The organism is Kitasatospora sp. NPDC085464 (genome assembly GCF_044541955.1).
GTDB lineage: Bacteria > Actinomycetota > Actinomycetes > Streptomycetales > Streptomycetaceae > Kitasatospora.
This window is the reverse complement of record NZ_JBITTM010000043.1, coordinates 16,329-37,343: the sequence shown is the minus strand read 5'-3', so window position 1 is coordinate 37,343 and position 21,015 is coordinate 16,329. Positions and strand designations below refer to the sequence as shown.

The following is a 21,015-nucleotide window of genomic DNA, read 5'->3' as shown; positions in this document are numbered from 1 at the left end:
GAAATATGCCGATCGGCACAGGCGGACCGCCCGAACCGCGTCGTAATGTGACAGCAGTCGAAGAGAGGCGGTGACGATGACTCAGATCCTGTCGCTGGTTGTCCCGGCCCTGCTGCTGCCGGCCTGGACGGTCCGCGGGCGCCGCGGGCCGGCCGCCGTGACGACCGTGCTCGGCGCGGTGTCGGCGGGGGTCTCGGTCGCCGTCCGGTTCGCCGGCCCCTGGACGGAGGCGGACCGCTGGACCGGGCTGGTCGGTCTCGTCGAACTGGCGGCCCTGCTGCTGGCGGTGGTCCTCAGCCTGCGCGCCGGGGACGGCCCCCGGGTCGCGGCGGCGGCCTGGACGGCGTGCGGGGCGGTCGCGCTCTGGCCGTCCCGGTTCGACGGGCCCGTCGACGCGCTGACGCTCTTCGGGTTCGGATCGATGCTGTCCCTGCCGACCGTGCTGATCGGGCTCTACCTGCGGGGTCTGGACGACGGCCGGGCCCGCGCGGTGGCCGAGGCCAGGCGTGCCCAGCGCCTCGAACTGGCCCACGACCTGCACGACTTCGTGGCGCACGACGTCAGCGGCATGGTGGCCCAGGCCCAGGCCGGGGCGTACCTGGCCTCCGTCGACCCGGCGCGGTCCGCCGAGCTGTTCGAGCGGATAGAGCAGGCCGGGCAGCGGGCCCTGGCCTCGCTGGACCGGACCGTACAGCTGCTGCGCAGCGAGGAGGCGGGCGGCCGCAGTCCGCAGCCCGGACTCGCCGAACTCGTCCAGGTGGCCGAGCAGTTCACCGCCGCGGGTGGTGCCGAAGTCCGGTTGGAGCTGCCGGAGGGGCCGGTGCCGCGCGAGGTGGAGGGCACCGTCCACCGGATCGCGGTCGAGTCCCTGACCAACGTCCGTCGGCACGCCCCGGCAGCGCAGACGGTCGAGGTCCGGGCCCGTTGCAGCGGCGGGCGGCTGGAGTTGACCGTGACCAACGACGGCGGGGTGCCGGCCCCCGGCGGGCGTCCGCGCCGGGGCGGCGGGAGCGGGCTCCCGGGGCTCGCGGCCCGGGTGGAGGCACTCGGCGGCTCGCTGGAAGCCGGTCCGTACGAGCGGGAAGGCTGGCGGGTGACGGCGGTGCTGCCGCTGGAGGCGGTCGCCGTCGGGCGGCAGTGACCCGGCCGTAGGGGCAGCCTGGACAGCACCGGCCCGGGCCACCGCGGTCCGGGTCGGAACGATCACAGAGGCCGACACGGGTCGGCACGGGGGAGGTACAGGGATGGGCAGCGGCACGGGGTCGGTCCGGATCCTGATCGCGGACGACCAGGCGGACGTCCGCAGTGCGTTCCGGATGATCCTGGACGCGCAGCCGGACATGACGGTGGTGGCCGAGGCGGCGGACGGTGCCGCGGCGGTGGCAGAGGCGAGGAGGCTGCGGCCGGACGTGGTGCTAGCGGACATCCGGATGCCGAAGCTCGACGGCCTGGAGGTCACCCGGCAACTGTCCGGCCAGTGCAAGGTGATCGTGGTGACCACCTTCGACCTGGACGAATACGTGCACACGGCGCTGCGGCACGGTGCGGCGGGGTTCCTGTTGAAGCGCTCGGGGCCGGTGCTGCTGATCGAGGCGATCCGGGCGGCGGTGGCCGGGGACTCGCTGATCAGCCCGCAGGTCACCGTTCGGCTCCTGCGGCACATGGCGCTTCCCGGGACGGAGCCGAAGGCTGGGTCGGGCGCGGGCGCGGGCGCGGCAGCGGCGGGGTCGCTGACAGCCGTACCGACGGAGGAACTGACCGCGCGGGAGAGGGAGATCGCCGAGCAGGTGGCGGACGGGGCGACCAACGCCGAGATCGGCGCGGGGCTGTTCATCTCACCGGGAACGGTGAAGAACCACCTCGCCAGCATCCAGCGCAAGCTCGGTGCCCGTAATCGGGTGGGCATCGCGGCCTGGGTGTGGGAGCAGGCAGCCGGCAACCGGTAACCGGGCCCCTCCGGCGTGCCCGCGAGCACGCGTGCCAGAGCAGAGAAAACCCCGTCCGACGCCGACCTCGCGCGCTTGTGAACGAAGGGTCAAGCGAGCGTTCGGGCCCCCGCCACCCCTGCGAGTGAGCTGCAATAACACGTCAACATGACGCCCGGAAATTTGCCTGGCTCGACGCATAGTTGATATAGGAGCGCGCCCCTGACCAGCCGCTTCACAAGTAAATGCGACTGGTTGTGATCATTTGGCTCCTTTGCGTTGATAAATCTGGGCATGTTCACATTCGCCACCATTCACATGGTGTCGTAGATCACAAAGATCGCGGTGAACTGCGTGTCGCAGATCACAAGCCGACGGGCATAGGATGCGCTCGTTCCAGGCTTTGTGAACTGCCTCACATGAGGTGGATCCCGGGAACCGGAAGGCGGGTTCACCTGAGCGTGACCCGCCGGTTCCGATCTGCAGTCAAGGACGACTGGACGGAGGGAGCGGGGGCTATGAATGCCTACGCGCCGATCCTCGTACTCGGTGCCATCGCGGCGGCGTTCGCGGTCGGCTCCGTCGTGATGGCCTCACTCACCGGCCCCAAGCGCTACAACCGGGCCAAGTTGGAGGCGTACGAGTGCGGCATCGAGCCGACCCCGCAGCCCGTGGGCGGCGGTCGGTTCCCGATCAAGTACTACCTGACGGCGATGCTCTTCATCGTCTTCGACATCGAGATCGTCTTCCTCTACCCCTGGGCGGTGACCTTCGACGCCCTGGGGATCTTCGGTTTGGTCGAGATGCTGCTCTTCATCGCCACCGTCTTCGTCGCGTACGCCTACGTCTGGCGCCGCGGCGGCCTGGAGTGGGACTGAGTCCGGCGGGGCCGACCGACTCCCGGAGCGGGGCTGAGCGGACTGAGCGCGGGGTGGCCGCCGCCCTTGTGAACGAGCGGACAAGCCCGAACGGGCCGGACGTACCAGAGGACTTGAGGGCATTGAGAGGGATCTGATGGGAATCGAGGAGAAGCTGCCGAGCGGCTTTCTGCTCACGACCGTGGAGACGGCCGCCGGCTGGGTGCGCAAGGCGTCACTCTTCCCGGCCACCTTCGGTCTGGCCTGCTGCGCGATCGAGATGATGACCACCGGGGCCGGCCGCTACGACCTGGCCCGGTTCGGCATGGAGGTCTTCCGGGGCTCCCCCCGGCAGGCCGATCTGATGATCGTGGCGGGCCGGGTGAGCCAGAAGATGGCACCGGTGCTGCGCCAGGTGTACGACCAGATGCCCAACCCCAAGTGGGTGATCTCGATGGGCGTCTGCGCCTCCTCCGGCGGGATGTTCAACAACTACGCGATCGTGCAGGGCGTCGACCACATCGTCCCGGTGGACATCTACCTGCCCGGGTGTCCGCCCCGTCCGGAGATGCTGATGGACGCGATCCTGAAGCTGCACGACAAGATCCAGCACGAGCCGCTGGGCGTGAACCGTCGCAGGGCCGAGGAACTCGGCGAGGCGCTCGCCCTGCAGGCCACCCCGATCAGCGAGATGCGGGGGGAGCTGCGATGAACGAGCAGGTACCCGAGACCCGCCGCGAGCAGCCGGTCCGCGAGATCCCGGTCGAGGTGGTCGGCCGCCGCCAGGGCATGTTCGGCGCGAAGGGCAGCGGCGACACCTCCGGGTTCGGCGGTCTGGCGGCCCCGATCGTGCTGCCCGGTCCGAGCGAACGCCCGTACGGCGGCTGGTTCGACGAGGTCGCCGACGAGTTGGAGGGCGCCCTGGAGGAGCAGGGTCTGGACCCGGCCGAGGTGATCGAGAAGACCGTGGTCGACCGCGGCGAACTCACCTTCCAGGTCGACCGCGAGCACCTGCTGAGGACCGTCCGCCTACTGCGCGACGACCCGGCGCTGCGCTTCGAGCTGTGCCTGGGGGTGAGCGGAGTCCACTACCCCGGAGACAAGGGGCGCGAGCTGCACGCGGTCTACCACCTGCGCTCGATCACCCACGGCCGGCTGATCCGGCTGGAGGTCACCGCGCCGGACGCCGATCCGCGCATCCCCTCCGTGGTGAGCGTCTACCCGACCAACGACTGGCACGAGCGCGAGGCCTACGACTTCTTCGGCCTGGTCTTCGACGGCCACCCGGCGCTCACCCGGATCATGATGCCGGACGACTGGCTGGGCCACCCGCAGCGCAAGGACTACCCGCTCGGCGGCATCCCCGTCGAGTACAAGGGCGCCCAGATCCCGGCTCCCGACCAGCGGAGGTCGTACAGCTGATGGACACTCAGCACCACGAAGAGGCCCGCGGCGAAGCCGCGGAGGCGGACGCCCGAGAGACCACCGAGGGCCGGGTCTTCACCGTCACCGGCGGCGACTGGGGCGAGGTGGTCGAGGCGGTCGGCCGGGCCGACGACGAGCGCATCATCGTCAACATGGGCCCCCAGCACCCGTCGACCCACGGCGTGCTCCGGCTGATCCTGGAGATCGACGGAGAGACGGTGAAGGAGGCCCGCTGCGGCATCGGCTACCTCCACACCGGCATCGAGAAGAACATGGAGTTCCGCAGCTGGGTCCAGGGCACCACCTTCGTGACCCGCATGGACTACCTGACCCCGCTGTTCAACGAGACCGCCTACTGCCTGGCGGTCGAGAAGCTGCTCGGCATCACCGACGACGTCCCGGACCGGGCCAACGTCATCCGCGTGATGATGATGGAGCTCAACCGGATCGCCTCGCACCTGGTCTGCCTGGCCACCGGCGGCATGGAGATCGGCTCCACCACCCTGATGATCTACGGCTTCCGGGACCGCGAGCTGATCCTGGACGTCTTCGAGCTGGTCACCGGCCTGCGCATGAACCACGCGTACGTGCGCCCCGGCGGCCTCGCCCAGGACCTGCCGCCCGGTGCCGTCGACCAGATCCGCGAGGCGGTCAAGGTCTTCCGCTCCCGGATGCACGAGTACGACAAGCTGGCCACCGGCAACCCGGTGTTCAAGGCCCGCCTGGTCGACGTCGGCTTCCTGGACCTGCCCGGCTGCCTCGCCCTCGGCGCCACCGGCCCGATCCTGCGCGCCACCGGCCTGCCGCACGACCTGCGCAAGACCGACCCGTACTGCGGTTACGAGGACTACGACTTCGAGGTCGCGATCGCGGACAGCGCCGACTCCTACGGCCGCTTCCTGATCCGGCTGGAGGAGATGAAACAGTCGCTGCGGATCGTCGAGCAGTGCCTGGACCGGCTGCGCCCGGGCCCGGTCATGGTGGCCGACAAGAAGATCGCCTGGCCCGCCCAACTGGCGGTCGGGCCGGACGGGATGGGCAACTCCCTCGACCACATCCGCAAGATCATGGGCACCTCGATGGAGGCCCTGATCCACCACTTCAAGCTGGTCACCGAGGGCTTCCGGGTCCCGGTCGGCCAGGCGTACGCGGCGGTCGAGTCGCCCAAGGGCGAGCTGGGCGTGCACGTGGTCAGCGACGGCGGGACGCGCCCGTACCGGGTCCACTTCCGGGACCCGTCGTTCACCAATCTGCAGACGATGGCGGCGATGTGCGAGGGCGGCCAGGTGGCCGACGTGATCGTCGCGGTGGCCGGGATCGACCCGGTGATGGGAGGCGTGGACCGGTGACCAACGTCGAACTCGGACTGCCGGCGCTGCCGGCCGCACCGTACCCCGAGGAGGTGCGTGCCCGGCTGGCCTCCGATGCCGCCGAACTGATCGCCCGCTACCCGCAGCCCCGCTCGGCGCTGCTGCCGCTGCTGCACCTGGTGCAGGCCGAGGAGGGCTTCGTCAGCCCGACCGGCATCCGGTTCTGCGCCGAGCAGCTGGACCTCACCACCGCGGAGGTCACCGCCGTCGCGACCTTCTACACCATGTACCGGCGCCGCCCGGCCGGGAAGTACCACGTCGGGGTCTGCACCAACACCCTGTGCGCGGTGCTCGGCGGTGACCAGATCTTCGACGAGCTGCAGGAACACCTGGGCATCCGCAACAACGAGACCACCGAGGACGGCGAGGTCTCGATCGAGCACATCGAGTGCAACGCGGCCTGCGACTACGCGCCCGTGGTGATGGTCAACTGGGAGTTCTTCGACAACCAGACCCCGGAGAGCGCCCGGCAGCTGGTCGACGACCTCCGGGCCGGCCGCGAGGTCAGGCCCACCCGCGGTGCCCGGCTGTGCGGCTTCAAGGAGACCGCCCGGATCCTGGCCGGCTTCCCGGACGAGCGCCCGGGCGCCAACGACGAGTCCGGAGCCGGCGGCGCGCCCTCCCTGGCCGGACTCCGGCTGGCCCGCGGGGAGGCCCTGCCCGGCACCCCCGGCGCCAGGGTCGTCTCCCCCCGCAACGAGCCACCCCGGACCGGGTCCGCCACGGAGCCACCCCGCAACGAGTCCGCCACCACGGAGTCGCCCCGCACCGAGGACACCGGCCAGGAAGGGAGCGAGGCGTGATGACCTCCGCCGAGCCGGCCGAGAAGCTGCTCACCCCCGTCCTGTCCGACTCCTGGGACGACAGCCGCCCCTGGACGCTGGACACCTACCGCCGCCACCACGGCTACGAGGGCCTCAAGGCGGCCCTCGCCATGCCCCCGGACGACGTGATCGCCCTGGTCAAGGACGCCGGCCTGCGCGGCCGCGGCGGCGCTGGCTTCCCCACCGGCATGAAGTGGCAGTTCATCCCGCAGAACGACGGCAAGCCGCACTACCTGGTGGTCAACGCGGACGAGTCCGAGCCGGGCACCTGCAAGGACATCCCGCTGCTGTTCGCCAACCCGCACTCCCTCATCGAGGGAATGATCATCGCCTCCTACGCGATCCGCTGCGACCACGCCTTCATCTACCTGCGCGGCGAGGTCGTCCCGGTGCTGCGCCGGCTGCACGAGGCCGTCGCCGAGGCGTACCGGGCGGGCCTGCTCGGCCGGAACATCCTCGGCTCCGGCACCGACCTGGACATCACCGTGCACGCCGGTGCCGGCGCGTACATCTGCGGCGAGGAGACGGCACTGCTGGACTCGCTGGAGGGCCGCCGCGGCCAGCCCCGGCTGCGGCCCCCGTTCCCGGCGATCGCCGGCCTCTACGCCTGCCCGACGGTGGTCAACAACGTCGAGTCGATCGCCTCGGTGCCGCCGATCCTGGCCCGCGGCAAGGAGTGGTTCAGGGGCCTGGGCACCGAGAAGTCCCCCGGCTTCACGCTCTACTCGCTCTCCGGCCACGTCACCAACCCCGGCCAGTACGAGGCCCCGCTGGGCATCACGCTGCGCCAGCTGCTCGACCTCAGCGGCGGCGTCCGCGCCGGGCACCGGCTGAAGTTCTGGACCCCGGGCGGCTCCTCCACCCCGATGTTCACCGACGAGCACCTCGACGTCCCGCTGGACTACGAGGGCGTCGGCGCGGCCGGCTCGATGCTCGGCACCAAGGCGCTGCAGGTCTTCGACGAGACCACCTGCGTGGTGCGGGCGGTGACCCGCTGGACGGAGTTCTACGCCCACGAGTCCTGCGGCAAGTGCACCCCCTGCCGCGAGGGCACCTACTGGCTGGTCCAGTTGCTCAAGCGGATCGAGGCGGGCGAGGGCGTCGAGGGGGACCTGGAGAAGCTCCTCGACATCGCCGACAACATCAACGGCAAGTCCTTCTGCGCGCTGGGCGACGGCGCGGCCAGCCCGATCGTCTCCTCGCTCCAGCACTTCCGGGCCGAGTACGAGCAGCACCTGGCCGAGCGCCGCTGCCCGTTCGACCCGGCCGCCTCCACCGTCTGGGCCGACGGCCCCCGCCCCGGCCACCAGTCCGCCACCGAAAGGGAGGTGCACGCGTGACGATCACAGAGCCAACCGCCTCCACGGGAGACAAGCCCGCGGTCGAACTGGTCACGCTCACCATCGACGGCGTCGAAGTGCAGGTCCCCAAGGGGACGCTGGTGATCCGCGCGGCCGAGGCCGTGGGCACCCAGATCCCGCGCTTCTGCGACCACCCGCTGCTCGACCCGGCCGGCGCCTGCCGCCAGTGCATCGTCGAGGTCGAGGGCCAGCGCAAGCCGGTCGCCTCCTGCACCATCCCGGTGGCCGAGGGCATGGTGGTGCGCACCCAGCTCAGCTCGCCGGTGGCCGAGAAGGCGCAGCGCGGCGTGATGGAGCTGCTGCTGATCAACCACCCGCTGGACTGCCCGGTCTGCGACAAGGGCGGCGAGTGCCCGCTGCAGAACCAGGCGATGAGCAACGGCGCCGCGGACTCCCGCTTCGAGGGCATGAAGCGCACCTACGAGAAGCCGGTGCCGATCAGCAGCCAGGTGCTGCTGGACCGCGAACGCTGCGTGCTGTGCGCGCGCTGCACCCGCTTCTCGCAGCAGATCGCCGGGGACCCGTTCATCGACCTGGTGGAGCGCGGGGCGCTGCAGCAGGTCGGCACCGGCGAGGGGGACGACTTCGAGTCGTACTTCTCCGGGAACACCATCCAGATCTGCCCGGTGGGTGCGCTGACCTCGGCGGCCTACCGGTTCCGCTCGCGCCCCTTCGACCTGGTCTCCTCGCCGAGCGTGTGCGAGCACTGCTCGGCGGGCTGCGCGCAGCGCACGGACCACCGGCGCGGCAAGGTGCTGCGGCGGCTGGCGGGCGAGGACCCGGCGGTGAACGAGGAGTGGAACTGCGACAAGGGCCGCTTCGCCTTCCGCTACGCCCAGCAGCGGGACCGGCTGACCACCCCGATGGTGCGGGTGGACGGCGAACTGGTGCCGGTCTCCTGGCCGGAGGCGCTGGCGCGCGCCGCCGAGGGCCTGCGCGGCGCCCGGACCGGCGTGCTGGCCGGCGGCCGGGTGACGGTCGAGGACGCCTACGCGTACGCCAAGTTCGCGCGGGTGGTGCTGGGCACCAACGACGTGGACTTCCGGGCCCGCCCGCACAGCGGCGAGGAGGCGGACTTCCTGGCCGCGGCGGTCGCCGGGCGCGGGGTGGACGTGGACGGCTCGGGCGTGACGTACGAGCTGCTGGAGCAGGCACCGGCGGTGCTGCTGGCGGGCTTCGAGCCGGAGGAGGAGTCGCCGATCGTCTTCCTGCGGCTGCGCAAGGCGGTCCGCGGCCGCGGCCAGAAGGTGTTCTCGGTGGCCGCGTTCGGCTCCCGGGGTCTGGCCAAGCTGCGCGGCGCGCTGCTGCCGGCCGCGCCGGGCACCGAGCCGGAGTGGTTCGCGGCGCTGGCGGCGGACGAGCCGCTGAACGACGAGGCGGGCCGGGCGGCGGAGCTGCTGCGCGCCCCGGGTGCGGTGATCCTGGCGGGCGAGCGGCTGGCCGCCGTGCCGGGTGCGTTGACGGCGGTGCTGCGGCTGGCGCACGCGACCGGCGCGCGGCTGGCGTGGGTGCCGCGCCGGGCGGGTGAGCGCGGGGCCGTGGAGGCCGGCGCGCTGCCGGGCCTGCTGCCCGGTGGCCGTCCGGTGGCCGCGCCGGCGGCGCGGGCCGAGGCGGCCGAGGCGTGGGGGGTGGCGGAGCTGCCCTCCAAGCCGGGCCGGTCCACCGACCAGATCCTGGCGGCGGCCGCGCAGGGCGAGTTGGAGGCGCTGCTGGTCGGCGGGGTGGACCCGGACGACCTGTCGGACCCGGCGCTGGCCGACGAGGCGCTGGCGGCGGTCCCGTTCGTGGTGTCGCTGGAGCTGCGGCCCTCCGCGGTGACGGCGCGCGCGGACGTGGTGCTGCCGGTGGCGGCGGTGGCGGAGAAGGCCGGCACCTTCCTGGACTGGGAGGGCCGGGTGCGGATGTTCGAGGCGGCGCTCAAGCCGGACCAGCAGATGGGCCGTCACCTGCAGTCGGACCTGCGGGTGCTGAGCATGCTGGCGGACGCGCTGGGCCACCGGCTGGGCCTGCCCGACGTCCGGGCGGCGCGGCTGGAGCTGGACGCCTTCACCCCCTGGGAGGGCGACCGCGCGGCCGATCCCGCGGCGCACCCGGGCCTGCTGCCCCGGCCGGCCACCGGCCAGGCGGTGCTGGCGGGTTGGCGCCAGCTGCTGGACGAGGGCGTGCTGCAGCAGGGCGATCCGCACCTGGCGGGCACCCGGCACCGGGCGGTGGCCCGGATCTCCGCCGAGACGGCGAAGGAGATCGGCGCCGAGGCGGCCGCGGGGCTGCGGCTGACCGGCCCGGCCGGCTCGCTGACCCTGCCGCTGGAGGTCACCGACTCGATCCCGGACCGCACGGTCTGGATCCCGCTCGGCTCCACGCCGGGCGGCGCCCACCGCGCGCTCGGCACCACCGTCGGCCACCTGGTCACGATCGCGGCGGCCGAGGCCGGGCCCGAGCCGGCGGCGCAGGCCCCGGCCGACACGACCGCGGGCGAAGGGGAGGACCGATGACTCCGCAGCCGTACGAGACGCTCCACTTCTTCGGTCAGGACCCGTGGTGGCTGGTCCTGCTGAAGGCGGTGTTCTGCTTCGCCTTCCTGGTCCTGACGGTGCTGGTCGCGATCGTCTGGGAGCGCAAGGTGGTGGCCTGGATGCAGCTGCGCATCGGGCCGAACCGGCACGGGCCGTGGGGCCTGCTGCAGTCGCTGGCGGACGGCGTGAAGCTGGCGCTGAAGGAAGACCTGGTGGTCAAGGGCTCGGACAAGGTGGTCTACATCCTGGCCCCGATCGTCTGTGCCATCCCGGCCTTCATGGCCTTCGCGGTGATCCCGTTCGGTCCGGCCGGCGACGAGGTGTCGATCTTCGGCACCCGGACGCCGCTGCAGCTGACCGACTTCCCGGTGGCGCTGCTGTACATCCTGGCGACGGCCTCGGTGGGCATCTACGGCATCGTGCTGGCCGGCTGGTCCTCCGGTTCGACGTACCCGCTGCTGGGCGGGCTGCGCTCGTCCGCGCAGATGATCAGCTACGAGATCGCGATGGGCCTGTCCTTCGCGGCGGTGTTCATCTACTCGGGTTCGATGTCGACCTCGGAGATCGTGGCGCACCAGCAGCCGACGTGGTTCGCGGCGCTGCTGCCGGTGTCCTTCATCGTCTACGTCATCGCGATGGTCGGGGAGACCAACCGGGCGCCGTTCGACCTCCCGGAGGCCGAGGGCGAGCTGGTCGGCGGCTTCAACACCGAGTACTCCTCGCTGAAGTTCGCGATGTTCATGCTGGCCGAGTACGTGAACATGGTGACGGTCTCGGCGGTCGCCTCGACGCTCTTCCTGGGCGGCTGGCGGGCCCCCTGGCCGGTGTCGACCTTCTGGGAGGGCGCCAACCACGGCTGGTGGCCGATGCTGTGGATCACGCTGAAGATCCAGCTGCTGCTGTTCTTCTTCATCTGGCTGCGCGGCACGCTGCCCCGGTTCCGCTACGACCAGTTCATGAAGCTGGGCTGGAAGGTGCTGATCCCGGTCTCGCTGGTGTGGCTGGTGCTGATCGCTAGCGTGCGGGCCCTGCGCAACGAGGGCTACGACTTCGGCGAGGTGGTGCTGTACGTGGGCGCCCCGGTCGGGGCGGTGCTGCTGCTGGCGCTGCTGCGGGACTTCCTGCGGAAGCAGCCGGAGGCCGAGGAGACGCCCCCGGAGGGGCAGTTCGACCCGATGGCGGGCGGCTACCCGGTCCCGCCGCTGCCCGGCCAGGAGCTTCCGCCGGTGCCGCGCAGGCGCAGCCGCGCCCCGAAGCAACTCCAGGACGCCCTCAACGGCGCCGACCATTCCGAAGGGAGCTGAACCGAGATGTCGTCCGACCAGTCCGGTCCTTCCGACCGTACGGACCGGCCCGAACGGGCCGACCGGCCGTCGATCCTCGGCCCGGCCGCCGGCTTCGGCGTGACCTTCAAGGCCATGTTCAAGAAGCGGCTCACCGAGCAGTACCCGGAGCAGAAGAAGCCCACCGCTCCGCGCTTCCACGGCCGCCACCAGCTGAACCGGCACCCGGACGGCCTGGAGAAGTGCGTCGGCTGCGAGCTGTGCGCGTGGGCGTGCCCGGCCGACGCGATCTACGTGGAGGGCGCGGACAACCGGGACGAGGAGCGCTACTCGCCCGGCGAGCGCTACGGCGCGGTGTACCAGATCAACTACGCCCGCTGCATCCTGTGCGGGCTGTGCATCGAGGCCTGCCCGACCCGCGCGCTCACCATGACCAACGAGTACGAGCTGGCCGACTCCTCGCGGCGGGACCTGATCTTCACCAAGGAGCAGCTGCTGGTGGGCCTGTCCGAGGGCATGGTCGACACCCCGCACGCGATCTTCCCGGGCGCCGACGAGGGCGCGTACTACCGGGGCGAGATCACCGCGGCCGCGCCGGGCACGGTGCAGCAGGAGCGCACCGACCGGGAGAAGGAGGCGCAGCAGTGATCGGACAACTCGCAGCCGCCACCGGGACGACCTCCACCGGCGAGGCCGTCCAGTTCTGGGTGCTCGCGGTGGTCGCGGTCGGCGGCGCGCTCGGCATGCTGCTGATGCGCAAGGCCGTGCACAGCGCGCTGTGCCTGGCGGCCACCATGATGGCGCTGGCGGTCTGTTACATGGCCCAGGGGGCGGTGTTCCTGGGCGTGGTGCAGATCGTGGTCTACACCGGCGCGATCATGATGCTGTTCCTGTTCGTGGTGATGCTGGTCGGCGTCACCAGCGAGGACTCCCTGAAGGAGCAGCTGAAGGGCCAGCGGTTCGCGGCGGTGCTGTGCGGGCTGGGCTTCGGCGTGCTGCTGATCGCCGGGATCGCCAACGCGAAGCTGGACCACTTCACCGGGCTGTCCGAGGCGAACGCCGAGGGCAACGTGCCGGGCCTGGCCCGGCTGATCTTCACCCGCTACGTGTGGGCCTTCGAGGTCACCGGTGCGCTGCTGATCACCGCGGCGATCGGCGCGATGGTGCTGACCCACCGCGAGCACGTGAAGGCGCCGAAGACCCAGCGCGAGCTGGCGGCGCAGCGGATCAAGGACAACATCCAGGTGCCGCCGATGCCGGCGCCGGGCGTGTACGCGCGGCACAACGCGGTGGACGTGCCGGGTCTGCTGCCGGACGGCACGGTGGCCGAGGACTCGGTGATGGCGACGCTGCGCGAGCGCGGCCAGATCCGGGACGTCAGCCAGGCGATGCTGCAGCGGATGGCGGAGCTGGAGAACAGCACGGCGGACTGGCTGGGCCGTCCGTCCTCCGAGCGGCCGGCGGTGTCCGGTCCGCGCAAGTCCCTGGAGCCGGCGAACGCCAACAACGCCAACAACGCCAACAACGGCAACAACGCCACCGGGGCGGACGAGGAGGGAGCGCGGTGAATCCGGTCAACTACCTCTACTTGTCGGCCCTGTTGTTCACCATCGGCGCGTCCGGGGTGCTGATCCGGCGCAACGCGATCGTGCTGTTCATGTGCGTGGAGCTGATGCTGAACGCCTCGAACCTGGCGCTGGTGACCTTCTCCCGGATGCACGGGACCCTGGACGGTCAGATCATCGCGTTCTTCACGATGGTGGTCGCGGCTGCCGAGGTCGTGGTCGGCCTCGCCATCATCGTCTCCATCTTCCGGACCAGGCACTCCGCTTCGGTCGACGACAGCAACCTGATGAAGCTGTAGGCGGAGGGCCTCGGTGAACTCTCTCATTCCGCTGCTGGTGGCGGCTCCACTGGCCGGTGCCGTCCTGCTGCTGCTCGGCGGCCGGGCGCTGGACCGCTTCGGCCACTGGCTGGCCACCGCGCTCGCCGCGCTCCCGTTCGGCCTCGGCCTGGCGCTCCTCTCGGACATGCTCGGCCGCGACGCCGAGCACCGCACGCTCACCAAGTACCTGTTCACCTGGATCCAGGTGGACGGCTTCCGGGCCGACATGGCCTTCCGGCTCGACCAGCTGTCGATGACCTTCGTCCTGCTGATCACCGGCGTCGGCACGCTGATCCACGTCTACTCGGTCGGCTACATGGCGCACGACGAGCGACGTCGCCGCTTCTTCGCGTACCTGAACCTCTTCCTGGCGGCCATGCTGCTGCTGGTGCTCGCCGACAACTACCTGCTGCTGTACTTCGGTTGGGAGGGCGTGGGCCTGGCCTCGTACCTGCTGATCGGCTTCTGGCAGCACAAGCCGAGCGCGGCGACGGCGGCGAAGAAGGCCTTCATCGTCAACCGGGTCGGCGACATGGGCCTGTCCATCGCGATCATGCTGATGTTCGCCGAGTTCGGCTCCTTCGCCTTCGGCCCGGTCTTCGCCGGCGCCCCCGGGGCGAGCGAGGGCAAGCTGACGGCGATCGGCCTGATGCTGCTGCTGGCGGCCTGCGGCAAGTCGGCCCAGGTGCCGCTGCAGTCCTGGCTCGGGGACGCCATGGAGGGTCCGACCCCGGTCTCGGCGCTGATCCACGCGGCCACCATGGTGACCGCCGGCGTCTACCTGATCACCCGCTCCTCGGCGATCTTCGACCTGGCGCCGGACGCCCAGACCGCCGTGGTGGTGGTCGGCACGGTCACGCTGCTGTTCGGTGCGATCGTCGGTTGCGCCAAGGACGACATCAAGAAGGCGTTGGCCGGCTCGACCATGTCGCAGATCGGCTACATGGTGCTGGCGGCCGGGCTCGGCCCGATCGGCTACGTCTTCGCGATCATGCACCTGGTGACCCACGGCTTCTTCAAGGCCGGACTGTTCCTCGGCGCCGGGTCGGTCATGCACGGCATGGACGACGAGGTGAACATGCGTCACTACGGCGGCCTGCGGAAGTACATGCCGGTCACCTTCGCCACCTTCGGCCTCGGCTACCTGGCGATCATCGGCTTCCCGGGCCTGTCCGGCTTCTTCTCCAAGGACAAGATCATCGAGGCGGCCTTCGCCAAGGGCGGCACCGAGGGCTGGATCCTCGGCCTGTGCGCACTGGTCGGCGCCGCCGTCACCGCGTTCTACATGACGCGGGTGATGCTGCTGACCTTCTTCGGCGAGAAGCGCTGGAAGTCCGACGCCGAGGGCAACGCCCCGCACCCGCACGAGTCGCCGAAGATCATGACGCTCCCGATGGTCCTGCTGGCCTTCGGCTCGGTCTTCGCGGGCGGGCTGTTCGCCTACAACGAGTCCTTCCTGAAGTGGCTGGAACCGGTCACCGGGTACAGCGAGGGCGACTCGCCGCTCACCGCGACGGTCGTCACCGCGCTGACCACGGTCTGCATGCTGGCCGGCGTCGGCCTCGCGTACCTGATGTACGGGCGCTCGCCCGTCCCGGTGGTCCCGCCGGTCGGCTCCCCGCTCACCCGGGCCGCCCGCCGCGACCTGCTGCAGGACGACTTCAACCACGCGGTGCTGGTGCGGCCCGGCTCGGCGCTGACCGCGACCCTGGTCTTCTTCGACAGCCGCGGTCTGGACGGCTTCGTCAACGGCCTCGCCGCCGTGATCGGGGGCCTGTCCGGCCGGCTGCGGCGGATCCAGAACGGCTTCGTCCGCTCGTACGCGCTCTCCATGTTCGGCGGCACGCTGGTGCTGGTCGCCACGACTCTCCTGATGAGGTCCGTCTGATGACTCGTCGTCCTGATTCCCGTCGGGAGGTGGGGGCATGAGTGCCCTCCTGAGCACCACCTGTGCCGTCCCGGCGGTCGGCGCGGTGCTGACCGCCGCCCTGCCCGCCGGGTCGACCGGGGCCAGGCGCCGGACCACCAAGGCCGTCGCCCTGGGCGTCTCCGCCGTCACCCTGGCGCTGGCCGCCGTGGTGGCGACGCAGTTCGACCCGCACGGCGACCGCTACCAGCTGACCGAGTCGTACAGCTGGATCCGCTCCTTCGGGATCACCTTCTCGCTCGGCGTGGACGGCATCGGCGCCGTCCTCGCCCTGCTCACCGCCGTCCTGGTGCCGATGGTGATGCTCGCCTCCTGGCACGACGCCGACCCGCCCTCCTTGCCCGCCGACGGGCAGGAGGGGCCCGGCCCGGCCGGGCCCGACGGCACCGTCGACCCCGGCACCATCGAGGGGCGCCGCCGCACCCAGGGCTTCTTCGCCCTGGTCCTGGCGGTGGAGGCGATGGTGATCGTCTCCTTCTACGCCACCGACGTCTTCGTGTTCTACGTGTTCTTCGAAGCCATGCTGATCCCGATGTACTTCCTGATCGGCGGCTTCGGGGACCGGGCCGGCGGCCCCGAGTCGGCGCGTCAGCGCTCCTACGCGGCCGTGAAGTTCCTGCTCTACAACCTGCTCGGCGGCCTGGTGATGCTGGCCGCCGTGATCGGCTTCTACGTGATCGCGCAGGACCAGGGCTTCGGCACCTTCGACCTGCAGACCCTCACCTCGGCGATCGCCGACGGCAGGCTGCAGCTGTCCGGCACCGCCGAGAAGGCGCTGTTCCTGGGCTTCTTCTTCGCCTTCGCGGTGAAGGCCCCGCTGTGGCCGCTGCACACCTGGCTGCCGAACGCGATGGGCGAGGCCACCGCCGGCACCGCGGTGCTGATCACCGCGGTGGTGGACAAGGTCGGCACCTTCGCGATGCTGCGCTACTGCCTCGGTCTGTTCCCGCACGCCTCGAAGACCTTCGCCCCGGCGATCCTGGTCCTCTCGCTGATCGGGATCGTCTACGGCGCGCTGCTGGCGGTCGGCCAGAAGGACATCAAGCGGCTGGTCGCCTACGCCTCGATCTCCCACTTCGGCTTCATCATCATGGGCATCTTCGCCCTGACCAGCCAGGGCCAGAGCGGCGCGACCCTCTACATGGTCAACCACGGCCTCTCCACCGCCGCGTGGATGCTGGTGGCCGGCTTCCTGATCTCCCGCCGCGGCTCGCGGCTGATCGCCGACTACGGCGGCGTGCAGAAGGTCGCCCCGGTGCTCGCCGGGACCTTCCTGATCGGCAGCCTGGCGACCCTCTCGCTGCCCGGCCTCGCCCCGTTCGTCAGCGAGTTCCTGGTCCTGGTCGGCACCTTCACCCGCTACCCGGCGATCGGGATCGTCGCGACCCTCGGCATCGTGCTGGCCGCGCTGTACGCCCTGCTGCTGTACCAGCGCACCATGACCGGCCCGGTTAAGGAGGGCGTGCACGCGATCCCCGACCTCAAGGTCCGCGAACTCGCCGTGGTCGCCCCGCTGGTGGCGCTGACCGTCCTGCTCGGCGTCTACCCCAAGCCGCTCACCGACCTGGTCAACCCCTCGGTGAACGCCACGCTCTCGCAGGTCCACGAGACCGACCCGGCGCCGGCCCACCCGGTCGCCGCCACCCCAGGAGGTGAGCAGAAGTGAGCGCCACCGCAGTGCTCGCCGCCGCCGGCGGCAACACCCCCAGCATCCCGGCGCCGCACATCGAGTACGGCCAACTCTCCCCGATGCTCGTGGTGTTCGGCGCCGCCGTGGCCGGCATCCTGGTGGAGGCCTTCGTGCCCCGCCGGTACCGGCACTGGACGCAGGTGACGCTCGCGCTGACCGGGCTGGTCGGTGCCTTCGTCGCCGTGGTGGTGCTGGCCGTGCAGAGCCACGGCTTCACCCGGATCGACCTGCTGGCCATGGAGTCGGTCGCGCTGGACGGCCCGGCGCTGTTCCTGCAGGGCGTCATCCTGCTGGCGGCGGCGGTCGCGGTGCTCACCTACGCCGAGCGGAAGCTGGAGCCCAAGGCCGGCGGCCTGCCCGCCGACGCCTTCGCCGCCCAGGCCGCCGCCACCCCCGGCGGCGAGCAGGAGCGGGCCGCCGTCCGGGCGGGCTTCGCCACCAGCGAGGTCTTCCCGCTCACCATGTTCGCGGTCGGCGGCATGCTGCTCTTCCCCGCCGCCAACGACCTGCTGACCATGTTCGTGGCGCTGGAGGTCTTCTCCCTCCCGCTGTACCTGCTGTGCGCCCTGGCCCGGCGCCGCCGGCTGCTCTCCCAGGAGGCGGCGGTCAAGTACTTCCTGCTCGGCGCCTTCGCCTCGGCGTTCTTCCTGTTCGGCACGGCCCTGCTGTACGGCTACGCGGGCAGCGTCAAGCTCGGCGACATCGGCGACGTCATCTCCGGCAAGGCGATGACCACCCCCGCCCAGCTCAGCAGCACCCAGAGCGACGTGCTGGTGCTGACCGGCCTGGCGATGCTCTCGGTCGGCCTGCTGTTCAAGGTGGCCGCGGTGCCGTTCCACTCCTGGACCCCGGACGTCTACCAGGGCGCGCCGACCCCGGTGACCGGATTCATGGCGGCCGCCACCAAGGTCGCGGCCTTCGGGGCCTTCCTGCGGCTGTTCTACGTGGCCTTCCCGGGCCTGCGGCTGGACTGGCGGCCGGTGATGTGGGGCGTGGCGATCCTGACCATGGTGGTCGGCGCCGTGCTGGCGGTGACCCAGCAGGACGTGAAGCGGCTGCTGGCGTACTCCTCGATCGCGCACGCCGGGTTCATCCTGACCGGCGTGATCGCCGTCAACAAGCAGGGCATCTCCTCGGTGTTGTTCTACCTGCTGGCGTACTCCTTCGTGACGCTCGGCGCGTTCGCCGTGGTCACCCTGGTGCGCGACTCCAAGGGAGAGGCCACCCACCTGTCCAGCTGGGCCGGGCTGGGGCGGCGCTCGCCACTGGTCGCTGCGGTCTTCGCGCTGTTCCTGCTGGCCTTCGCGGGGATCCCGCTGACCTCCGGCTTCACCGGGAAGTTCGCGGTCTTCCAGGCCGCGGCGAGCGGCGGGGCGATTCCGCTGGTGATCGTCGGTGTGCTGAGCTCGGCGGTGGCCGCCTTCTTCTACATCAGGGTCATCGTGCTGATGTTCTTCTCGGACCCGCAGCCGGGCGGGCCCACGGTGGCGATCCCGAGCGCCTTCACGGCGACCGCGATCGGGGTGGGGGTGCTGGTCACGCTGGGTCTCGGCCTGCTGCCGCAGTACTTCCTCGACCTCGCGTCGAAGGCGTCCCTGTTCGTGCGCTGACCTTCCGTCGCGAACGCACCCGTCCAGGGCCCCGTCCGGGCCGCGCCCCGTTCGCGCGGCCCGGACGGGTGTTTGTCGGCACCCCGGGCCGGAGCGTTCCGGCGGTCCTCCCGCCTTTATTTCCAGCCGAATTCACCCCCACCGCCGCACGGCCCGTACAGCGGCCCTGACCAGGGAATCCAGCCGGATCATGACAGGATCCGCACGCCCGTGCAGTGATCCACTCGCGACCGGATACCCTGCCTGTATGGCCAGCGGCGGCACTCAGGGACCAGGCCGCTAGATCGACCAGGGACAGAGGAGTGGTCTTCGTGACCGTCGTGGAACCCTTCGGGCTCAGCGTGCAGGACCGCGACCTGACCCGGGACGTCCAGGCCGGACTGGACGCGGTGGAGGCGGCGCTCGGCGAGGCCGTCAAGAGCGACGTCCCCTTCATCACCGTCACCGCCAGTCACCTCCTTGAGGCCGGCGGCAAGCGCTTCCGTCCGCTGCTCCTGCTGCTGGCCGCCCAGTTCGGCGACCCCGGGGCGCCCGGAGTGGTGCCGGCCGCGGTCGTCGTCGAGCTGACCCACCTGGCCACGCTGTACCACGACGACGTCATGGACGAAGCCCCGGTGCGCCGCGGCGCCCCCAGCGCCAACTCCCGCTGGGACAACTCGGTCGCCATCCTCACCGGCGACTTCCTCTTCTCCCGTGCCTCCCAGGTGCTGGCCGACCTCGGCCCGGAGGCCGTGCGGATGCAGGCCGAGGCCTTCGAGCGGCTGGTCACCGGCCAGATCCTGGAGACCCGCGGCCCCGGCTCCGACATGGACCCGCTCCTCCACTACCTGGACGTGCTGGAGGGCAAGACCGGCTCGCTGATCGCCGTCTCCTGCCGGATAGGAGCGCTGATGGCCGGCGCCGAGCCCGCCCTCGTCGACACCCTCGGCGAGTTCGGCGAGCGGATCGGCATCGCCTTCCAGCTGGCCGACGACGTGCTCGACATCGCCAGCGACGGCCACGAGTCCGGCAAGACCCCCGGCACCGACCTGCGCGAGGGCGTGCCGACCCTGCCGACCCTGCTGCTGCAGCAGATGCCGGCCGACCCGGCGGACCCGGACGACGCCCGGCTGCGCGAACTGCTCACCCAGGACCTCTCGGACGACGGCCTGCACGCCGAGGCGCTGCGCCTGATGCGGGCCCACCCCGCGCTGGAGCGCGCCCGCGCCGAGACGCTGCGCCGCGCCGAGGAGGCCCGGGCGCTGCTCGCCCCGCTGCCGGCCTGTGCGGCGAAGGCGGCCCTGGAAGGGCTCTGCGACGCGGTGGCCATCCGCACCATGTGACGACCCGGCCCGCCCGGTCCCGCCTCCGGCCCCGGGCTCTCGGCTGTGACCGGGCCGATCCCGGCGCGACCGGGCCCCGGCCCCGGTGGAACCGGCCGGATCGGTGGGGCGGGCCCCGGCGATGGGGGAGACTGACTTCCGTCAGCTCACCCCTGCCGGGAAGGTCGCCATGCGTCGCGTCGTCATCGCCGAGGACTCCGTACTGCTGCGGGAGGGACTGACCCGGCTGCTCACCGACCGCGGCCTGGAGGTCGTCGCGGGCGTCGGGGACGGCGCCGCCCTGGTGAAGACCATCCACGACCTGGCCGCGGCCGACGAGCTGCCCGACGTCGTGGTCTCCGACGTCCGGATGCCCCCCACCCACACCGACGAGGGCCTGCGCGCCTGCGTCGAGCTGCGCGGGCACTACCCGCAGCTGGGCGTGCTCGTGCTGTCGCAGTTCGTGGAGGAGCGGTACGCCGCGGAGCTGCTGGCCGGATCCACGCGCGGTGTCGGCTACCTGCTGAAGGACCGGGTCGCCGAGGTGCGCGAGTTCGCCGACGCGGTGGTCAGGGTCGCCGAGGGCGGCACCGCGCTGGACCCCGAGGTGGTGCAGCAGCTGCTCAGCCGCAGCCGCAAGGGGGACGTTCTGGCCAATCTCACGCCGCGCGAGCGCGAGGTGCTCGGGCTGATGGCCGAGGGCCGCACCAACGCCGCGGTGGCCAAGCAGCTGGTGGTCTCCGACGGCGCGGTGGAGAAGCACGTCAGCAACATCTTCCTCAAGCTGGGCCTGGCCCAGAGCCCGGAGGACCACCGCCGGGTGCTGGCCGTGCTGACGTACCTCAAGTCCTAGGCGCCCCGCCCCCGCCCCCGCCCCCGCCCCGCCCCCCGCCTTGCCCGCTCCCGCTCCGCCAACGCCCGGCGGGTGCCCGCTCCCGTCCGGCACCCGGGAAGGTCCGCCGGATTCGGAATGATCTCCGGCGGTCGGACGTTCTTCCCATGAGCGGTACGGGCGCGGGCCGGTGATTTCCCGCCGCACGC

Annotated in this window: 18 protein-coding genes; all 18 read left to right on the top strand. The window is 71.4% G+C overall.

Annotated elements, in window-relative coordinates:
• Positions 1-76 precede the first annotated feature (76 nt).
• The 18 genes from ACIGG8_RS32215 (at position 77) to ACIGG8_RS32130 (ending at position 20,827) form a co-directional block, all read left to right on the top strand.
• Positions 77-1,141: a sensor histidine kinase gene (locus ACIGG8_RS32215; RefSeq protein ID WP_396552220.1), complete on the top strand. Its 1,065-nt coding sequence runs from the start codon at positions 77-79 to the stop codon at positions 1,139-1,141.
• Between the two features lie 103 nt (positions 1,142-1,244).
• Positions 1,245-1,946 carry a response regulator gene (locus ACIGG8_RS32210; RefSeq protein ID WP_396552219.1) on the top strand — a complete coding sequence of 234 codons (702 nt, stop codon included), beginning with the start codon at positions 1,245-1,247 and terminating at the stop codon, positions 1,944-1,946.
• Positions 1,947-2,443: 497 nt separating this feature from the next.
• A complete protein-coding gene (locus ACIGG8_RS32205; protein WP_030060100.1) occupies positions 2,444-2,803 on the top strand; it encodes an NADH-quinone oxidoreductase subunit A in 360 nt (119 codons plus the stop codon).
• 136 nt (positions 2,804-2,939) lie between these two features.
• A complete protein-coding gene (locus ACIGG8_RS32200; protein WP_350524936.1) occupies positions 2,940-3,494 on the top strand; it encodes an NADH-quinone oxidoreductase subunit B family protein in 555 nt (184 codons plus the stop codon).
• Complete coding sequence (locus ACIGG8_RS32195) at positions 3,491-4,204, top strand: NADH-quinone oxidoreductase subunit C (protein ID WP_350524937.1); 714 nt, start codon at positions 3,491-3,493, stop codon at positions 4,202-4,204. The genes ACIGG8_RS32200 and ACIGG8_RS32195 overlap by 4 nt, the downstream gene beginning before the upstream one ends.
• Positions 4,204-5,556: an NADH-quinone oxidoreductase subunit D gene (locus ACIGG8_RS32190; protein ID WP_350524938.1), complete on the top strand. Its 1,353-nt coding sequence runs from the start codon at positions 4,204-4,206 to the stop codon at positions 5,554-5,556. Before ACIGG8_RS32195 ends, ACIGG8_RS32190 begins: the two co-directional genes overlap by 1 nt.
• Before the next feature lie 17 nt (positions 5,557-5,573).
• Complete coding sequence (nuoE, locus tag ACIGG8_RS32185) at positions 5,574-6,380, top strand: NADH-quinone oxidoreductase subunit NuoE (protein ID WP_396552254.1); 807 nt, start codon at positions 5,574-5,576, stop codon at positions 6,378-6,380.
• Positions 6,380-7,741 (top strand): NADH-quinone oxidoreductase subunit NuoF, encoded by a 1,362-nt coding sequence (gene nuoF, locus ACIGG8_RS32180; RefSeq protein WP_350524939.1) that lies wholly within the window; start codon positions 6,380-6,382, stop codon positions 7,739-7,741. The genes nuoE and nuoF overlap by 1 nt, the downstream gene beginning before the upstream one ends.
• A complete protein-coding gene (locus ACIGG8_RS32175) occupies positions 7,738-10,257 on the top strand; it encodes an NADH-quinone oxidoreductase subunit G (RefSeq protein ID WP_396552218.1) in 2,520 nt (839 codons plus the stop codon). Before nuoF ends, ACIGG8_RS32175 begins: the two co-directional genes overlap by 4 nt.
• Positions 10,254-11,582: an NADH-quinone oxidoreductase subunit NuoH gene (nuoH, locus tag ACIGG8_RS32170; protein ID WP_396552217.1), complete on the top strand. Its 1,329-nt coding sequence runs from the start codon at positions 10,254-10,256 to the stop codon at positions 11,580-11,582. The genes ACIGG8_RS32175 and nuoH overlap by 4 nt, the downstream gene beginning before the upstream one ends.
• 6 nt (positions 11,583-11,588) lie before the next feature.
• Complete coding sequence (gene nuoI, locus ACIGG8_RS32165) at positions 11,589-12,209, top strand: NADH-quinone oxidoreductase subunit NuoI (RefSeq protein ID WP_396552216.1); 621 nt, start codon at positions 11,589-11,591, stop codon at positions 12,207-12,209.
• Positions 12,209-13,129 (top strand): NADH-quinone oxidoreductase subunit J, encoded by a 921-nt coding sequence (locus tag ACIGG8_RS32160; protein WP_396552253.1) that lies wholly within the window; start codon positions 12,209-12,211, stop codon positions 13,127-13,129. The genes nuoI and ACIGG8_RS32160 overlap by 1 nt, the downstream gene beginning before the upstream one ends.
• A complete protein-coding gene (nuoK, locus tag ACIGG8_RS32155; RefSeq protein WP_030235394.1) occupies positions 13,126-13,425 on the top strand; it encodes an NADH-quinone oxidoreductase subunit NuoK in 300 nt (99 codons plus the stop codon). The genes ACIGG8_RS32160 and nuoK overlap by 4 nt, the downstream gene beginning before the upstream one ends.
• A gap of 13 nt (positions 13,426-13,438) precedes the next feature.
• Entirely contained in the window at positions 13,439-15,334 is a 1,896-nt protein-coding gene (gene nuoL / locus ACIGG8_RS32150; protein ID WP_396552215.1) for an NADH-quinone oxidoreductase subunit L, read from the top strand.
• 37 nt (positions 15,335-15,371) lie between these two features.
• Positions 15,372-17,039, top strand: coding sequence for an NADH-quinone oxidoreductase subunit M (locus ACIGG8_RS32145; protein WP_396552214.1), 1,668 nt, complete (start codon positions 15,372-15,374; stop codon positions 17,037-17,039).
• A complete protein-coding gene (nuoN, locus tag ACIGG8_RS32140; RefSeq protein ID WP_396552213.1) occupies positions 17,036-18,673 on the top strand; it encodes an NADH-quinone oxidoreductase subunit NuoN in 1,638 nt (545 codons plus the stop codon). The genes ACIGG8_RS32145 and nuoN overlap by 4 nt, the downstream gene beginning before the upstream one ends.
• Before the next feature lie 311 nt (positions 18,674-18,984).
• Positions 18,985-19,995: a polyprenyl synthetase family protein gene (locus tag ACIGG8_RS32135; protein ID WP_396552212.1), complete on the top strand. Its 1,011-nt coding sequence runs from the start codon at positions 18,985-18,987 to the stop codon at positions 19,993-19,995.
• Between the two features lie 169 nt (positions 19,996-20,164).
• Positions 20,165-20,827, top strand: a complete 663-nt coding sequence (locus tag ACIGG8_RS32130; RefSeq protein WP_350524947.1) for a response regulator transcription factor — start codon at positions 20,165-20,167, stop codon at positions 20,825-20,827.
• The last annotated feature ends 188 nt before the right edge of the window (positions 20,828-21,015 follow it).

Excerpts from the sequence above, each read along its gene's own strand:
- nuoF (WP_350524939.1), top strand. The coding sequence starts at position 6,380 with ATGACCTCCGCCGAGCCGGCCGAGAAGCTGCTCACCCCCGTCCTGTCC.
- ACIGG8_RS32190 (WP_350524938.1), top strand. The coding sequence starts at position 4,204 with ATGGACACTCAGCACCACGAAGAGGCCCGCGGCGAAGCCGCGGAGGCG.
- ACIGG8_RS32215 (WP_396552220.1), top strand. The coding sequence starts at position 77 with ATGACTCAGATCCTGTCGCTGGTTGTCCCGGCCCTGCTGCTGCCGGCC.
- ACIGG8_RS32200 (WP_350524936.1), top strand. The coding sequence starts at position 2,940 with ATGGGAATCGAGGAGAAGCTGCCGAGCGGCTTTCTGCTCACGACCGTG.
- ACIGG8_RS32195 (WP_350524937.1), top strand. The coding sequence starts at position 3,491 with ATGAACGAGCAGGTACCCGAGACCCGCCGCGAGCAGCCGGTCCGCGAG.
- nuoH (WP_396552217.1), top strand. The coding sequence starts at position 10,254 with ATGACTCCGCAGCCGTACGAGACGCTCCACTTCTTCGGTCAGGACCCG.
- nuoI (WP_396552216.1), top strand. The coding sequence starts at position 11,589 with ATGTCGTCCGACCAGTCCGGTCCTTCCGACCGTACGGACCGGCCCGAA.
- ACIGG8_RS32130 (WP_350524947.1), top strand. The coding sequence starts at position 20,165 with ATGCGTCGCGTCGTCATCGCCGAGGACTCCGTACTGCTGCGGGAGGGA.
- ACIGG8_RS32205 (WP_030060100.1), top strand. The coding sequence starts at position 2,444 with ATGAATGCCTACGCGCCGATCCTCGTACTCGGTGCCATCGCGGCGGCG.
- ACIGG8_RS32210 (WP_396552219.1), top strand. The coding sequence starts at position 1,245 with ATGGGCAGCGGCACGGGGTCGGTCCGGATCCTGATCGCGGACGACCAG.
- ACIGG8_RS32145 (WP_396552214.1), top strand. The coding sequence starts at position 15,372 with ATGAGTGCCCTCCTGAGCACCACCTGTGCCGTCCCGGCGGTCGGCGCG.